We start from the raw sequence: 13,218 nt of genomic DNA, 5'->3' as shown, positions 1-13,218 counted from the left end.
TTGGTCGCGAGTTCCCATCCGCCATCCCTGAGGGCGGCCCCTGACCCCACGCTGGGGTGCTCAGCGGCAGAACGGCCGCCCGAACCCGAACAGGGCACCGCCGACCGATACCGACGTCGACGAGTCGGCGCTCCACTGCCCGCCAACGTTCGCGCGCACCGTCACCGTCGAGCTGCGGAACACCGAGTAGAAGCGATCCTGGGGCACGCGCGCGGATCGAGCCCCGGGTGAGAGGTCGCGGGCGACCACCTGGCCATCAACGAGCAGGTCAAAGCTGCGCGGTTCCCATCCGTCGTATGCCCAGGTGACCACCGCGCCGCCGTCGTTGGAGCATCCCAACGACAAGGGTGCCGTGACGCGGCCGGCCTCGACGCGTGCCGGGGTCCACGCAGTATCGCCGAGCGCCGCCCAGGCCGGTGTCGCCGCCAGAGTGGTGGTCAACGCCACCGTCGAGACCACCCCCAGAGCGCGACGCATGCGGCGGGTCTGTGGAGTATCCGCGGGTGCGGAGGGGTCGACCGAGGCGCCCGGGGGGTCGGCCGGCTCGTCATCTGCACCCTGGCGTAGGGCGACGCTCACACAGAGGATGAAGGCCGCCATGGTCGTTGCGAGCGGGAGAACCTGCCCCGTACGTAACCACACGATGGGCAGCCCGATCCAGGGAACCCGCAGCACCCCGACGCCGTGGACAGCCTCGGGGCGGATGGGCGACGTGTCGACCGACGGATTCGCGTCACCCCGGGTGATGAGTGCACCGTCGGCCGACACCTCCGAGACGCGGTGGAGCCGCAGGCGTCCGGGCCAGTCGGGGTCCTCGCCCAGCAGCACACGACCCGGGACCATCTGGTCAAGAGATGCGGGCCGCGCCACGACGACATCGCCGACCTCGATCGCCGGCGACATGGACGCCGTCATCACCGTGGTCGGATGCCAGCCCACAACAATCGGTGCCGCCGCCCAGAAACCGAGCCCCAGCACCAGGACGACAATTGCCCGCGCCGCCGCCACCCCCGCAATGGTGGCAATTCGTCGCAGGTGCACCGATTCAGCCGTTCTGCGCTTCCCAGACGAACGAAGTGGCGGCGGTCCCACCCTGGACGCTGTTCGGGGCGTCGCCAGCGAGCTGCCAGGTCACACGGAATGTGCGGGCATCAATGTTCTCACCCGTCGGGCTCCAAGTGGCCGCGCCGTCTGCGAACGAGGTGTGGGTGGCCACGAAGCCCGCGAGGCGGCCGTCGTAGACCGTGCTCTGCGCCGAAAAGCCGGCACACGAGCCAGCGCTGCCGCCGACACCCTGCTCCACTCTCAGGGTCACGTGGTCAGCCAGCCCGTTAGTGGTCGAGACGTCGGTGGCGTACAGACGTACCTGTGAGGCGAGCGAGCCCGTCGAGGTGACCGTGACGCAGTTCTCGCCACCGTCGCCGGGTTTGGCGTTGGTGGCGCTGAACAGGACACGGCCGGCGGAATCGTCGTCGATCTGGACGGTTCCGGCCCGCCAGGCGTTGCCCTCGTTGGACGACGTGTCAGAGAAGGCCGCATAGGAACTGGTCGATACGAGAACGCCGGCCGTGATGACCGCCACGGGGACGGCGATCGCGGTGGCGATGCGGGACGAGCGGCGAGTGAACTTCGACATGCTGGATCTCCCCACGAGATCGGTGTGCGGATGGACACCAGAACAGTAGATAAACCAGTAGTGCGGCGTGACACCGACCCGGGGGCTTGACATGTCGCCCCATACCGTGGCATCTATTCAGGAGAATGAATACCGCGCGCGCGTCGGCGGCGGCGCTCGATCACCGCGACACGATCTGATCGTGGTGATCGCCGCTCATTCAAATGGATGAATCGCAGCAGCTCATGCCTAGCTGATCGCGCGAGGGGGCAGCGTGTGATTCTGTCGACGACGGCGGGGGAAAATGCACAGAGCTGGGCGCGAACCTCTCCCCAGGGAGGGCAGCGATGTTCGAGCGCGTCGGGTTAGCGTGGCCGCGCAATGTCGTTGATATGCGAGACGTGGGAGAACCGGCTATGAAAGCTCTTCGACGTATGACGCTGACCGCAGGGCTCGCGCTGGGTCTGATCGCGACGGCACTGCCGGCGGCGGCTAGCACCGCCGCCGCGCCGCTGGCATAGACGCCGAACTTTGTTGCGTACACCTCCAACCCGGCCGCGGAGGCCGTGGCCAAGCTCAACAGCTTGGTGGGAACGCAGAGCCCAGACGAGATCGAGGACATCGTCACCTCCGGCCGCGCGATAAACTCTCGTCAACGACGACAACGTGATGATCGCGGCGTTCTATGTCGAGCCGACGTTCTCGACAATGGCAATCACTCCGCGCGGTCCTGGCTGTGCGGTGGGCGACGCCTGCGCGATCACGACCCGCTAGCCACTCTTATCGATCCAATCGTGGCGCTGCTTACTCGAGAAAAAGACGACCACGTCGCCGACTCTCCCCCCGAGAAGCGACCGGTGCCCTGATCGGTTCACCGGATGGTGCGAAACCCATCGGTTGCGCACCACGCGGCGTGGGTCAGGGAGTGGGAGCGCAGCGCGTAGACGAGTAGGTCTCGATCACACGGTTTTCATCTGGATAGCCAGCGTCCGCCAGAGCCGTTCGCACGTCGGCACGGACGGCCTCTCGATGCACCGCGCCTGCGAGTTCGGTTTCTGATGACCACTCCGTGTCGTCGAGGTTGGTGAGCATGTCCATCCACGACTCGAATTCCTTGGGACTGACGGTCGACTCTTTGAGGGCGGCGCGCGCGACGCGCCACGCCTCGTCCGTTGCTTCATCAGACAAGCCCGCCAGCCACCACTCGATACGGCACGTGCCGCCCGCCACCGCAATCTCGTCGGCGCGGTCAACAACGTCAGGCCGGGCAAAGCCGCAGGCGCTCAAACACCCCAGCAGAACTACAGCAGTTATGGGGACCACGATCGACCGTCGGCGCATCGCTCAACCCTACGGAGGGCGGGTGGTGGATTGTTGTCAGTGGTCGAACGGTCGTCGCGGCCGAGCGGGGAAGCTGATCGACGATCAGTAACGCCCTGCCTGGGGCCGTCGTGCGCGGCCGTCTAGCTCGTTGTCAGGGCAGTGCCGGAATCGGCGCGGTCAGCGGTATGGAGAGCAAGAGGCCCACGACGGACGAGGCTACGCAAACGAGGACCGGAACGATAAAGCCGGTTTCATTGGACCTGCGGGACCACACGCCTGTGGCCACGACGATGCCCAGCGCCGCAATGTGGGCGACGACGACTGGCGTGATGCCGAAGTCGTTCACGAGTGCGTCGGCATAGTCCTGACCCGCTTGGCCGCTGTCTTGCCGGGCACCCTCTTCGACTAGGCCCAGCCAGAACCAGGAAGTGAACAACACGACGCCCGCGAGCGAGGTGACGATCCACATGCAAGCGCGCCGCCCGGAGCTGCTGCTGGTAGGGCTCGGGGCCGCGCCTGGGTGGAAGGGTTCGTTCGGAAGTGTCGAGGAGTTCGCCATGACGCTCAACCTACGTGTGGTGCGAAACCGATCGGTTTCGCACGTCCGTTAGGAGGCGAGCAGAGCCGTGCGCCAAGTGTCTCGGTGTCTGCGGACATAGCGGTCTATGCGAAGCCAATGCTCGCCGTGTCCCTCCGAGAACATTGAGGCCCAGGGCTGCGTGTCGTTCTCGTGGGAGGAGCGCAGCAGCTCGTACATCGCCGTGGTGCGCTCGCTCATCGTGTCCGGGAGGTGGTGACGGAGCTCGTCGTCGGCCTGGTAGCCGTCGATGAGGGCCGCGAGGTCTGCCGCGGCGAGGTCCGGGTCGCGTTCGGGATCAGAAAGTGTGAAGGCCTGGACGGCGTAGGCCAGATCCCAGAGTCGCGTGCTCGGGGCGGCAGCGTCCCAGTCGATGAACATCCACCGCTCACCCATGAGGAGGTTCCAGGGCGCGAGGTCGTTGTGGCAGATCAGGTCAGCACCGGGCGACGGGATCGCCGTCTCCCAAACCGCCCCCGCCGGGGGTGCGTAGGTGGAGCTCGCGTCGTGGATTGCGCGGACCATCGCCCCGACGCGGCGGAGGTCTGGCTGGGGAAGCGGGTACACGTCGAGCGCGAGCGTGCCGGGAACGAACTCCTGCACCTGGCGGCCGGCGTCATCTCGCCCCAGCGGGGCGGGTGCATCGACCCCGGCAGCGCGCAGCGCGTTCACAAACGCGACCACGCTCGGAGTCGAGGCCGCCCAAGGCTTGCGGACCGTCTCACCCGCTCGCACCACGCCGTCACCGCTGGCGTTGCCGCCCGACAAGGGCTCCTCGTGAACCATCAGGCCTCCAAGACTCACTAGCAACGTATTCGACGGCCCCGCGTGGTGCGAAACCGATCGTTTGCGGCGCAGCCAGCGAAAGTACGTCGGAGCGCCCTTCACAAACGGTGGCCGTAAGTGGGTTTCGGCAGAGGCTTCTGGCGGAGGCGACCGAGCCACTTGAACCGCGAATCGCGAATCGATCGCGGTGGCGGCCGCGCGGCGGGAGCTTGGCGGCTTGCTGGCGGGCCCGTGACGTGGTGATGGCGGGAGCGAACGGCGAGGATGAGTTCATGAACACAACACGAATCGCGGACCTTCGGCAGACCGCCGGTTGGACTCAGGAGCGACTCGCCACCGAGAGTGGCGTCGGGTTGCGGACAATTCAGCGCTTAGAAGCGGGCAATGAAGCGAGCCTCGAGACTTTGTCTCTCGTTGCCGATGCCCTGCGCGTTTCGGTGAGTGAGCTCTTCACCAGCATCGACGACGAGGACTTCGGCACTCGTGTGGAAGCGCTTGAATCGCGCACTACCGAACAACAGAGTGCGCGCGACCGCACGGTCGCGGCATGGAGGTGGCTCTATGTCGGGATCGGAGTAGTTCTGACCGTTTTGAGCTTCACGATGGGTGCATCAGGGCTTGTGCTTTTCCTCGTGTATTGGACGGGTGGACTGCTGATCTTCATCGCCCTCGGCCGGCTTTTCCTCGAACCCCGCCTTGGCGCCCGCTATCCGCTCTCCCGTAGCAAGCGGAATCTTCGGGAGCAACGGCGTGCGCCCTTGGACAAGATGACCGCGGATGTCGAGCGGGTATCGTGACGGCGCTGGACGGGTTCACACTCGCGGATTTGTCCGTCACGGTGTTTGCGTCTCCTGAGACGTTCACGGCGCTGTGCGACGACATCATCGAGCTTCTTGAAACGAAGTATGAGCAAAGCACGTGGGAAGTTCTCTCGCAGGACGATGTGACTGAGGACTCCGAGTACCGCGACGCACTCGATCGGCTTCGGCAAGAGGCGGAAGTCGCGAGTCGCTTTCTTTGACGGCTCTGCCGTCCAAGCGTCGTTCCTCGCTGTCCTGCGATCGTCCGCCGATAACGATCGATTTGGGGACGCCCAGAGACACCCAGTGAGCCGGTCACCGCAAACGCGGCCCGTATCGAAACCATCTTTCGGGAGGATCGGTTTCGGTCCCTAGTTTCGGTCCCGGATCGTTGAATCGAGTGCGCTCATGAGTTGTGCGACTCGTGAACTCCCAGACGGCGCGACCGGGTATCGACGAAGTATCTCTGGCAGCGGTGGAGTTGCCCGGTCGGCAAGATCGTGCAGCTTGTTGCCGTCTGGGGTGCCAGTCCTCAGCTCAGACACCCGCGCGGCGCACGCGGCAGCGCGCAGTATGTGCCCGACCTGGGATGCCTTGGCAATGGGGTGAAGGTACGCGGCGGCCGCGGCGTCGCCACAGGCTAGTGAAGCGAGCTGGGCGGCCTCGTCGGATACGTCCTTCGCAGCGCGATGCGATGCGAAGGCGGCCGTACGTTGCAGGTTCGAACGCGGAGCGCCGTCGACGAAACGTCGCGCGGCGTCGATCGCGTCGCGCGGACGCGGGTCATTGGGCGCGACGGATTCGAACTCGGGAAGCAGCTCCTGAGCACAGTCGGCAGCGAATCGGACGACCGCTCGTAGCTCGTTCATCGTCAGATCAAAGTCCCCGGCTCCCATACCCCCATTGTCTCGTGCTTGTAGGAATCCTCAGTCGCTCGAAATTGATCGTTTACGGATGGCATGACGTCGGTACCCCGATCGGGATGCCGCTAACGTTCTCCGAAAGCCGGTTCTGGCGGACGTTTTCGGTGGCAGCGGCGACGGGCTAGTTCACCGCGTGACGCGCCCCGGCGACCGACCCGGCTCAGGAGCTGAGGTGAGTGGTGTCGTTCAGGTGAGCGACGGTGTGGTTGTGGAAGTAGTCGTCTTCAACGAGCCGGGTGATGCTGCCCGAGTCCACCTTGAAACTTGCGTGGGTTAGAGCATCGAGCGGCATTTCGATCCAGCGGGCGATGACTAAGGTCGCGGATCCTCCGTGGGTGACGATGATTTTCTGTCGAGGGGAGTCAGACAGGATCTTTTCCACGCCGGCGTATACGCGGCGTGCCCATTGCAGTTTCGTCTCGGCACCTTCGAGTCCTTCGTCATGGTCCATTCGTTCGCCGTCGGGTGGTGGCGGGACGAATCTTTCACGGAACCAGGCATCGTGCTTGCCCTCGCCGGCGCCGTATGTTTTCTCGCGCAACTCGGTTAGCCAGACGGGCTCAAGCTCCAACTGTGCCCCGATCGCCGCTGCGGTTTGGGCAGTCCTGCGTAGATCGGAGCTATAGAGCGCTGCGCCCGGCTGCACCCTCTTGGCAAGGGCCGCTGCAATTCGTTGAGCCTGTTCGACTCCGCGCCCCGTCAATTCCGAATCGAACCATCCTCCGACGCGACCTTCCACGTGATGGGTTGCTTCGGGATGAGTCACGACGAAGATTTCTTTCACGTCCGAGATCTAATCACGCCGCTGAGTATCAGCCGGTGCCCCCAAGCCGCTATTTCTACGACCAGCCGTAAACGATCGTTATCGGGCCGAGGCGGGCCGGGCGGTTTCCTACGTGCCGCAAACGAGTACCGTCTCGAAACCTCGTTTTGGGAGGTTTGGTTTCGGCACGGGGTTTCGGACTTGTTAACCCTTGGAAGGGGTGAGCCAGGGGAAGAGGCGTTCCCGGAAGCGCGCCGGTTGCTCGATCCATGGATAGTGGCCGCAGTCGGCGATCACCTGGAAGTCGGCATGCAGCGTCGCCGCGTAATCCCTCACGGGCTGTGCTCCGGTGAGCAGGTCACGATCGCCACCGATCACCAAGGTACGTGTCGGAACCATGGCTCGAATTTGAGCAGCGGCATCATCGGGAATGTCCGTGAACCATGCCAGGGCTGCCGCCAGGCTGACGGCTCCGACGGCAGCGTGAGCCTGCTCCGTCGAGGTCCAGTGTGCGTAGCTGGCGGGGGCCTGTCGGAGGAACGACTCGCGAAACTCCGCTTCCGTCGTGGGGTCGTCGCTGGACATGGCGGCGAGAGCTTCGGTAGCTTCGCGCGACGCGTGCGTGGCCGCGAGTGCATCCGTGTCGGATTCGGTCTCTGTAAGCCAGGTCGCGGGGGGCGTTACGAGCGCCATGGAGCGCACCCGATCCGGGAACTGCGTTGCAGTAGCGAGTGCTAACCGCGTTCCCGCCGAGTGAGCAACCAGGTCCACAGATTCGAGACCGAGCGCGTCAGCGAGCGTTATGACGTCTGCAGCGTCAGCCCACCACCCATGGGAGAGCCCTCCGCTACGCGGCGTGCCCCGTGGATGAAGAACAACAAGGGAGCGGCCGCCCCCGACGCCGGCGAAGTCGCCCAGATACTCGGGGCCGCGGCATGGCCCGCCCGGCAGAACGATGGCGGGTTCCCCGGCCGCGTTGCCAATTGCCGACGCAAAGAAGGGCAATCGTAGGTCCTCAACTCGCACCGTATGAGCTTCCCACGCGCTTTGTAGGTTCCCGCAATCGCTCGAAACCGATCGGTTTCGCACCACCCAGGAATCCGCGAGCGAGGCGCATCGAGAAGCCCCGAGAACCGCGGATCGGATCGGTGCCAAACCCCAATGCGAAATCCGCAAACGTGCAAAACCGACTCTGACCCTTACGCATCTTTCGTGGGGGACTCGGCGACGCATCGCCGGAGAGAACCCGCGCCCTGTGTCGAGCGGGGCGGGTCGGCGGGCTGCGACGGGCACGGATGGGGAGTTTCGCCGGGTAGCGCCGGTGTTAGGCCGGCACCAACCGCAGCCTTCCGGATGCCGCGACCTCGAGCCGCACGGCATCCAGTCCGTCCACCACTAGGTCGGCGGTCAGTTCGTCGTCGGCCGTCGTGCCGGTGAGGGCCAGCACGGCGCAGCCGGCGGCGCGGGCTGCCGCGATGCCGGCCGGCGCGTCTTCGACGACGAGGCAGCGCGCGGGGTCGACGCCGAGGCGGGCGGCGGCGGTGAGGAACGGCTCGGGGTGGGGTTTGCCGTTCTCGACGTCGTCGACCGTGACGAACACGGCGGGACGCTCGTACCCCGCGGCGGCGAGGCGGGCGGTGGCGATCGGCACCGAGCCCGATGTCACGATGGCCCGCCGCTCGGTCGGCACCGAGGTGAAGAACGCGTCGGCGCCTCGGATGGGAAGAAGGCCCACGGCATCCGTCACCTCGAGGTCGGTGACGTGCGCGAGGGCTTCGGCATGCCGGTCGGCGGGCAGCAGATGACCCACGAGCGTGCTCGCGGGCTGACCGTGGTTGGCGTGCAGGGCCTCCATCGACACGTCGAAGTGCTCGGCGAAGCGGCGCCACGACCGCACCACGGATGCCGTGGAGTCCACCAGCGTGCCATCGAGGTCGAACAGCACGGCGTCGAACTCGCGCGTGAAGATCTCGGCGTCCGCATCGATCGGCCGCCGGATCCCGAGCGCCGGCAGGACGCGGGCCAGCTGTTGCGCCGTCGACAGCTCGGCGTCGACGGCGGTGACCGGGATCGAGGGTGCCAGGGGAGCGGTGTCGGGGCGGTGGGCGTCGCGAGACGCGCCGCGTGAGGAGCGACGGGATGCCAACACGGCGGGGTCTCCGTCGACGTGCACGACGTGCAGCTCGGCGGGGGCGAGGGCCTCGCGTAGAGCGTCCCATTCGGGGCCCCCGGTCAGCTCGGCGGTGAACGGCGCCACGACCACCACGCGGCCCGCCGTGGAGAGGGCGTCGGCGGCGGTGGCGCGCAGGGCGGCATAGCGTCCGGCGCGGATCGCGGGGGCGTGCGGCGACGTGAGCCAGTGGTCGCCCAGTGCGCCGTCGGGCAGGGCGTCGAGCAGCGGCGTGGTCACGCTGTCGAGGTCGACGAGGGGCGCCCGCAGGCGCTCGGCGATCGCCCGACCCAGGGTGCTCTTGCCACTGCCGGCGGTGCCGGCGACGACGACGGCGAGCGATTCGGGTATTTGACACTGCGACGGCATACCCCCACCATAGACGTAGCAAGTCACCGGTGTCATGCTTGAAATTCCGGGACTCGAAGAAGTTCCGGAAAGGACGGCCGCTCATGCGAGACACCGGTGACATGGTTTCGGGGTCCGCGCGCCTCCACGCCGGGCTCGACCTCGGCAGCACCGCAATCAAGATGCTGGTCATCGACGACGACGGCACCGAGATCGCCGGCGCTCAGGTACCCACCCCGTGGCGGGTCGGAGCGGGCGGAACCACCGACATCGACGCCGCCGACCTGCTGGCCTCCGTGCGCGCGCTCGTCGACCTCGTCGACGCGGACCTCGCCCCGCTGACCGCCGAGCCGCTGACCTCGCTCGCCGTCGCCGGCATGGGGGAGACCGGCATCCTGATCGACGAGAGCGGTGCCGCCGCGGGCCCGGGCTTCGCCTGGTTCGACCCGCGCGGCCTCGAGCAGATCGCGGCGTTCCCGCGGGCGGTGCGCGAGGAGTTCGCCGGGCGCACGGGCCTGCCCCTCGGAGCGCAGGTGAGCGTCGCCAAGCTCGCGTGGCTGCGCGATCAGGGCACCGACCTCGCGGGTCTGCGCTGGCTGGACCTGCCCGAGTTCGTCGTCGCCGCCCTCGGCGGTGACATCGCCCTCGAGCTCTCGCTCGCCTCACGCACCGGCCTCATCGACCAGGACTCCGGCGCCGCGTGGCCCGCGATGCTGGACGCCCTCGGCGTCGACGACACGCTGCTTCCCCCGCTCCGCGGCGGAGGCCTCTCGTGGGGCGTCGCCTCCGGTGTCTTCGGCCCGCGCGTCGCGGGTGCCGCCCTCACCGTCGCCGGCCACGACCACCTCGTGGCCGCTCAAGCCAACGGCACGCTGGATGCCGACGGGTACCACGTCTCGCTCGGCACGGCCGAGGTACTGCTGCGCGTGCTCGACGCGCCCCTGGGGTACGCCGCGCGCCAGCGCCTGGCCGACGCCCTCATCAACGAGGTGCGCCACGTCGTGCCCGGCAAACACGTGCTCGTCGCCGGCGTCAAGACCGGGCTCCTGCTGCGGCGCGTGCTGCACGCGAGCGGCATCAGCGATCGCGCGGGGCGCGACGCCCTCGACGCCGCGGTGATGGCGCTTCCCTACGAGGGTGAGCTGCCGGCCGGCGCGATCGAGGTCACCGGGGCGCGCAACGACGACGGCGTCCTGCGCCTGACGCTGCACGCCGAGGCCTCTCCCGCCGAGATCTTCGGGGCCGCCCTCCGGCACAGCAACGCCGAGATCGCCGAGCTCATCGCCGCGATGGACCGTGAGGTCGCCCCGGCGACCCACTCCACGCTCACCGGCGGGTGGGCGGGCATGGCCTCGGTCCGACGCGCCCGTGCCCACGCCCTGCCCGACCTCGCCCTGTCCGCCCGCGAGCAGGACGTCGCGTGGGCAGCCGCCGACATGGCGCGGCGCCTCGTCTCGGCATCCGTCCCCTCCTGACCCGACCCTCGCGCCTGCCCCGACCGCACGCGCGCGCACACCCCAGAGAAGAGAGAAACATGAACGAACTCACCACGCTCGAGCGCCGCGCGCTCCAGTCGATCAGCACCCCCGACGGCCACATGCTCATCGTCGCCGCCGACCAGCGCAACGGCATGAAGGCCGCGATCAAGGACGCCCCGAACGGCTCCGACGCCATCACGCGCGAGGAGCTCGCCGAGGTGAAGGCCGACCTCGTCCGCCACCTCGCCAACCACGCTCCCGCAATCCTGCTCGACCCCGAGGTCGCGCTGCCGCAGATCGTCGACGACGGTGTTCTCGACCGTGACACCGGACTCGTCGTGGGCCTCGACGCCTCGGGCTTCGAGACCGTCGACGGCCTCAAGTACACGCGCTTCGTGCCCGGCGTCACCCCCCGCACGGTCCGCGACATGGGCGGCACCGTCGCGAAGATGCTCTACTACACGCGCCCCGACAAGCAGGATGCCGACTCCCGCGTCGCCCAGGAGATCCGCGACCTGGTCGCCGCCTGCGAGGCCGAGGGCCTGCTGCTCATCGTCGAGCTGCTCACGTACCAGCTCGAGGACGAGAGCGACGAGGAGTACAAGGCGAAGTTCGCCGACCTCGTCGTCGACGGCGCCGAACTGGCGGTCGCGTGCGGCTCGAAGATCCTGAAGCTCCAGTACCCCGGCTCGGCCGAGGCCAGCGCCCGCGTGACCGAGGTCGCCCAGGGTGTGCCGTGGGCCGTGCTGTCGGCCGGTGTCGACCACGAGACCTTCATCGAGCAGGTGCGCACGGCCGTCGCCAACGGTGCGTCGGGCGCGATGGCCGGTCGGTCACTGTGGAAGGACAGCCTCTCGATCGACGCCGACCGCCGCGAGGAGCTGCTCTCGGGCCGCGCCCTGCCGCGCCTGCGCGAGCTCGCCGACGCCGTCGACGGCCGCTGAGATGACCACGCCCGCCCGGCGCCGGGTCCGTCCATGATCGCGTCCGACGCCCCTCGGCCGATCTCGCCGCGGGTGCGCGCGGGGGACGGATGCCACGGTGCCGGGCGGGAGAACGCCTCTTCCGCCCGGCGGGGGGCGGCGTCGGCCCCCGCCGTCTCGGCGCTGGTCGGCGGTGACCGCCGGATAGGGTGGCTCGTCGGACCCGCCACTCGCCCACACCCCGGAGGTGCCTCGTGACCACGATGCGCGACGTCGCCCTGCGCGCCGGTGTGAGCACCAAGACGGTGTCGCGCGTCTTCAACGACGACCCCCACGTACTGCCCGACACCCGCGCGCTGGTGGAGGCGGCCATGCGCGACCTCAACTACGTGCCCAACGCCCTGGCCACGACGTTCCGCGCCGGTCGCGCCTCGGTCATCGGCGTCGCGGTGCCCGACGTCGTCGACCCGTTCTTCGCCGCCATCGCGCGCTCCGTCGAGGACACCGCACGCCGCCACGGTCTGTCGACCCTCGTCACGAGCCTCGGCGAGGATCCCGACGACGAACGCCCCGCGCTCGAGTCCTTGCTCGGTCGCCAGCTGACCGGGCTGGTCATCGCGCCCGTCGGCACCGACCACTCGTGGCTCGAGCGCTGGCGCGGTCACACGCCCATCGTCTTCGTCGACCGTGCCCCCGTGGGGCTGCTCACCGACACCTTCACCGAGAACGACGAGGCCGGCGCTCACCTCGCCACCAGTCACCTGCTCTCGCACGGTCACCGCCGCATCGCGTACGTCGGCGACATGGTGCACCTGTCCACCGAGACCAAGCGCGTCGAGGGCTGGCGCCGGGCGCTGCGCGACGCCGGCGTCGAGATCGATGAGCAGCTCGTGGCCTCTCAGGTCTCCGACCGCGAGTCCGCGGCATCCGCTCTCGCACGGCTCCGCGATCTGGCGGAGCCGCCGACGGCGCTGTTCTCGGCCAACGCCCGTTCCTCGATGGCGCTCGCGCACGTGCTGCGCGGGGCGCCGATGCCCTTCGTCGGCTTCGGCGACTTCCCGATGGCCGACACCCTCACCCCGGCCGTCACCGTGATCGACCAGGATCCGCGCCGCATCGGAGCGCTCGCCGCGGAGCGCGTCTTCGCGCGCCTGCGGCCCGACGCCGGCCTCGGCCTCGACGAGCTCACGGTGATCGACGTGTCGCTGGTCGAGCGGGAGTCCTGCCGCCTCTGACCCGCGCCCCGCTGCCGGTGAAGCTGCCCCGCGGCCGGTGAGGGGCGGAGGGCGTGGGGCGAGGGGAGGGCCCTCGCGGGTGGTGCGTCCTCCGTTCGTCCCTGCTCCTCCGCTGGTCACACGACACCGCACGACGCACATCGCCGCGACCGAGGCAAGAGGCCGCCGATGATCAGGTGCGGTGGGTAGAACGAAGGGGACCAGCCGCCACCGCTCCCGAGAAGAGGGCTCCGATGACGACCTCCGCGACCACCGCGCGCCACCCCGACACCGCGAC

General features: G+C 68.2%; 15 protein-coding genes. 6 read left to right on the top strand and 9 right to left on the bottom strand.

Annotated elements, in window-relative coordinates; translation table 11 throughout:
• Positions 1-60: 60 nt before the first annotated feature.
• Both IFU19_RS16210 and IFU19_RS16205 read right to left on the bottom strand, forming a co-directional pair.
• Positions 61-1,041, bottom strand: a complete 981-nt coding sequence (locus IFU19_RS16210; RefSeq protein ID WP_192212206.1) for a hypothetical protein — start codon at positions 1,039-1,041, stop codon at positions 61-63.
• 4 nt (positions 1,042-1,045) lie between these two features.
• Entirely contained in the window at positions 1,046-1,636 is a 591-nt protein-coding gene (locus tag IFU19_RS16205; RefSeq protein ID WP_192212226.1) for a TasA family protein, read from the bottom strand.
• 545 nt (positions 1,637-2,181) lie between these two features.
• On the opposite strand from IFU19_RS16205, the gene IFU19_RS16200 reads away from it, so the two are divergent.
• Positions 2,182-2,481 carry a hypothetical protein gene (locus IFU19_RS16200; RefSeq protein WP_191916444.1) on the top strand — a complete coding sequence of 100 codons (300 nt, stop codon included), beginning with the start codon at positions 2,182-2,184 and terminating at the stop codon, positions 2,479-2,481.
• Positions 2,482-2,533: 52 nt separating this feature from the next.
• Here IFU19_RS16200 and IFU19_RS16195 read toward each other — a convergent pair whose 3' ends face one another.
• The 3 genes from IFU19_RS16195 to IFU19_RS16185 all read right to left on the bottom strand — a co-directional run bounded on the left by IFU19_RS16195 (position 2,534) and on the right by IFU19_RS16185 (position 4,301).
• On the bottom strand, positions 2,534-2,956 hold the full coding sequence (locus IFU19_RS16195; RefSeq protein ID WP_191916445.1) for a hypothetical protein: 423 nt from the start codon (positions 2,954-2,956) through the stop codon (positions 2,534-2,536).
• Positions 2,957-3,089: 133 nt separating this feature from the next.
• Positions 3,090-3,407 carry a hypothetical protein gene (locus tag IFU19_RS16190; protein ID WP_192212205.1) on the bottom strand — a complete coding sequence of 106 codons (318 nt, stop codon included), beginning with the start codon at positions 3,405-3,407 and terminating at the stop codon, positions 3,090-3,092.
• 138 nt (positions 3,408-3,545) lie between these two features.
• Positions 3,546-4,301: a phosphotransferase gene (locus tag IFU19_RS16185; RefSeq protein ID WP_192212204.1), complete on the bottom strand. Its 756-nt coding sequence runs from the start codon at positions 4,299-4,301 to the stop codon at positions 3,546-3,548.
• Positions 4,302-4,573: 272 nt separating this feature from the next.
• Here IFU19_RS16185 and IFU19_RS16180 point away from each other — a divergent pair, with 272 nt between their 5' ends.
• Both IFU19_RS16180 and IFU19_RS16175 read left to right on the top strand, forming a co-directional pair.
• Positions 4,574-5,098 (top strand): helix-turn-helix domain-containing protein, encoded by a 525-nt coding sequence (locus IFU19_RS16180; RefSeq protein ID WP_192212203.1) that lies wholly within the window; start codon positions 4,574-4,576, stop codon positions 5,096-5,098.
• Positions 5,095-5,322: a hypothetical protein gene (locus IFU19_RS16175; protein ID WP_192212202.1), complete on the top strand. Its 228-nt coding sequence runs from the start codon at positions 5,095-5,097 to the stop codon at positions 5,320-5,322. The genes IFU19_RS16180 and IFU19_RS16175 overlap by 4 nt, the downstream gene beginning before the upstream one ends.
• Before the next feature lie 150 nt (positions 5,323-5,472).
• Here the strand turns inward: IFU19_RS16175 and IFU19_RS16170 are convergent, their stop codons facing one another.
• From IFU19_RS16170 to IFU19_RS16155, 4 genes are all read right to left on the bottom strand, one after another.
• A complete protein-coding gene (locus IFU19_RS16170) occupies positions 5,473-5,997 on the bottom strand; it encodes a putative immunity protein (RefSeq protein WP_192212201.1) in 525 nt (174 codons plus the stop codon).
• Between the two features lie 187 nt (positions 5,998-6,184).
• Positions 6,185-6,808 carry a histidine phosphatase family protein gene (locus IFU19_RS16165; protein ID WP_192212200.1) on the bottom strand — a complete coding sequence of 208 codons (624 nt, stop codon included), beginning with the start codon at positions 6,806-6,808 and terminating at the stop codon, positions 6,185-6,187.
• 183 nt (positions 6,809-6,991) lie between these two features.
• Positions 6,992-8,020, bottom strand: a complete 1,029-nt coding sequence (locus IFU19_RS16160) for an alpha/beta fold hydrolase (protein ID WP_192212199.1) — start codon at positions 8,018-8,020, stop codon at positions 6,992-6,994.
• A 91-nt stretch (positions 8,021-8,111) separates the two neighbouring features.
• Positions 8,112-9,326, bottom strand: coding sequence for an HAD-IA family hydrolase (locus IFU19_RS16155; RefSeq protein ID WP_192212198.1), 1,215 nt, complete (start codon positions 9,324-9,326; stop codon positions 8,112-8,114).
• Positions 9,327-9,427: 101 nt separating this feature from the next.
• Here IFU19_RS16155 and IFU19_RS16150 point away from each other — a divergent pair, with 101 nt between their 5' ends.
• The 3 genes from IFU19_RS16150 to IFU19_RS16140 all read left to right on the top strand — a co-directional run bounded on the left by IFU19_RS16150 (position 9,428) and on the right by IFU19_RS16140 (position 12,941).
• On the top strand, positions 9,428-10,780 hold the full coding sequence (locus tag IFU19_RS16150) for an FGGY family carbohydrate kinase (protein WP_192212197.1): 1,353 nt from the start codon (positions 9,428-9,430) through the stop codon (positions 10,778-10,780).
• 59 nt (positions 10,781-10,839) lie between these two features.
• Entirely contained in the window at positions 10,840-11,727 is an 888-nt protein-coding gene (locus tag IFU19_RS16145; RefSeq protein WP_055939201.1) for a tagatose-bisphosphate aldolase, read from the top strand.
• A 242-nt stretch (positions 11,728-11,969) separates the two neighbouring features.
• Positions 11,970-12,941: a LacI family DNA-binding transcriptional regulator gene (locus tag IFU19_RS16140; protein ID WP_083285975.1), complete on the top strand. Its 972-nt coding sequence runs from the start codon at positions 11,970-11,972 to the stop codon at positions 12,939-12,941.
• The last annotated feature ends 277 nt before the right edge of the window (positions 12,942-13,218 follow it).

The sequence above is a fragment of the Microbacterium sp. CFBP 8794 genome (assembly GCF_014841235.1).
Lineage (GTDB): Bacteria > Actinomycetota > Actinomycetes > Actinomycetales > Microbacteriaceae > Microbacterium.
This window is presented reverse-complemented; position numbering and strand designations above follow the sequence as displayed.

Coding starts and splice junctions, on each gene's coding strand:
- IFU19_RS16160 (WP_192212199.1), bottom strand. CDS start 8,020: ATGCGTCGCCGAGTCCCCCACGAAAGATGCGTAAGGGTCAGAGTCGGT.
- IFU19_RS16170 (WP_192212201.1), bottom strand. CDS start 5,997: ATGGGAGCCGGGGACTTTGATCTGACGATGAACGAGCTACGAGCGGTC.
- IFU19_RS16140 (WP_083285975.1), top strand. CDS start 11,970: ATGCGCGACGTCGCCCTGCGCGCCGGTGTGAGCACCAAGACGGTGTCG.
- IFU19_RS16195 (WP_191916445.1), bottom strand. CDS start 2,956: ATGCGCCGACGGTCGATCGTGGTCCCCATAACTGCTGTAGTTCTGCTG.
- IFU19_RS16155 (WP_192212198.1), bottom strand. CDS start 9,326: ATGCCGTCGCAGTGTCAAATACCCGAATCGCTCGCCGTCGTCGTCGCC.
- IFU19_RS16180 (WP_192212203.1), top strand. CDS start 4,574: ATGAACACAACACGAATCGCGGACCTTCGGCAGACCGCCGGTTGGACT.
- IFU19_RS16185 (WP_192212204.1), bottom strand. CDS start 4,301: ATGGTTCACGAGGAGCCCTTGTCGGGCGGCAACGCCAGCGGTGACGGC.
- IFU19_RS16150 (WP_192212197.1), top strand. CDS start 9,428: ATGGTTTCGGGGTCCGCGCGCCTCCACGCCGGGCTCGACCTCGGCAGC.
- IFU19_RS16190 (WP_192212205.1), bottom strand. CDS start 3,407: ATGTGGATCGTCACCTCGCTCGCGGGCGTCGTGTTGTTCACTTCCTGG.
- IFU19_RS16145 (WP_055939201.1), top strand. CDS start 10,840: ATGAACGAACTCACCACGCTCGAGCGCCGCGCGCTCCAGTCGATCAGC.
- IFU19_RS16205 (WP_192212226.1), bottom strand. CDS start 1,636: ATGTCGAAGTTCACTCGCCGCTCGTCCCGCATCGCCACCGCGATCGCC.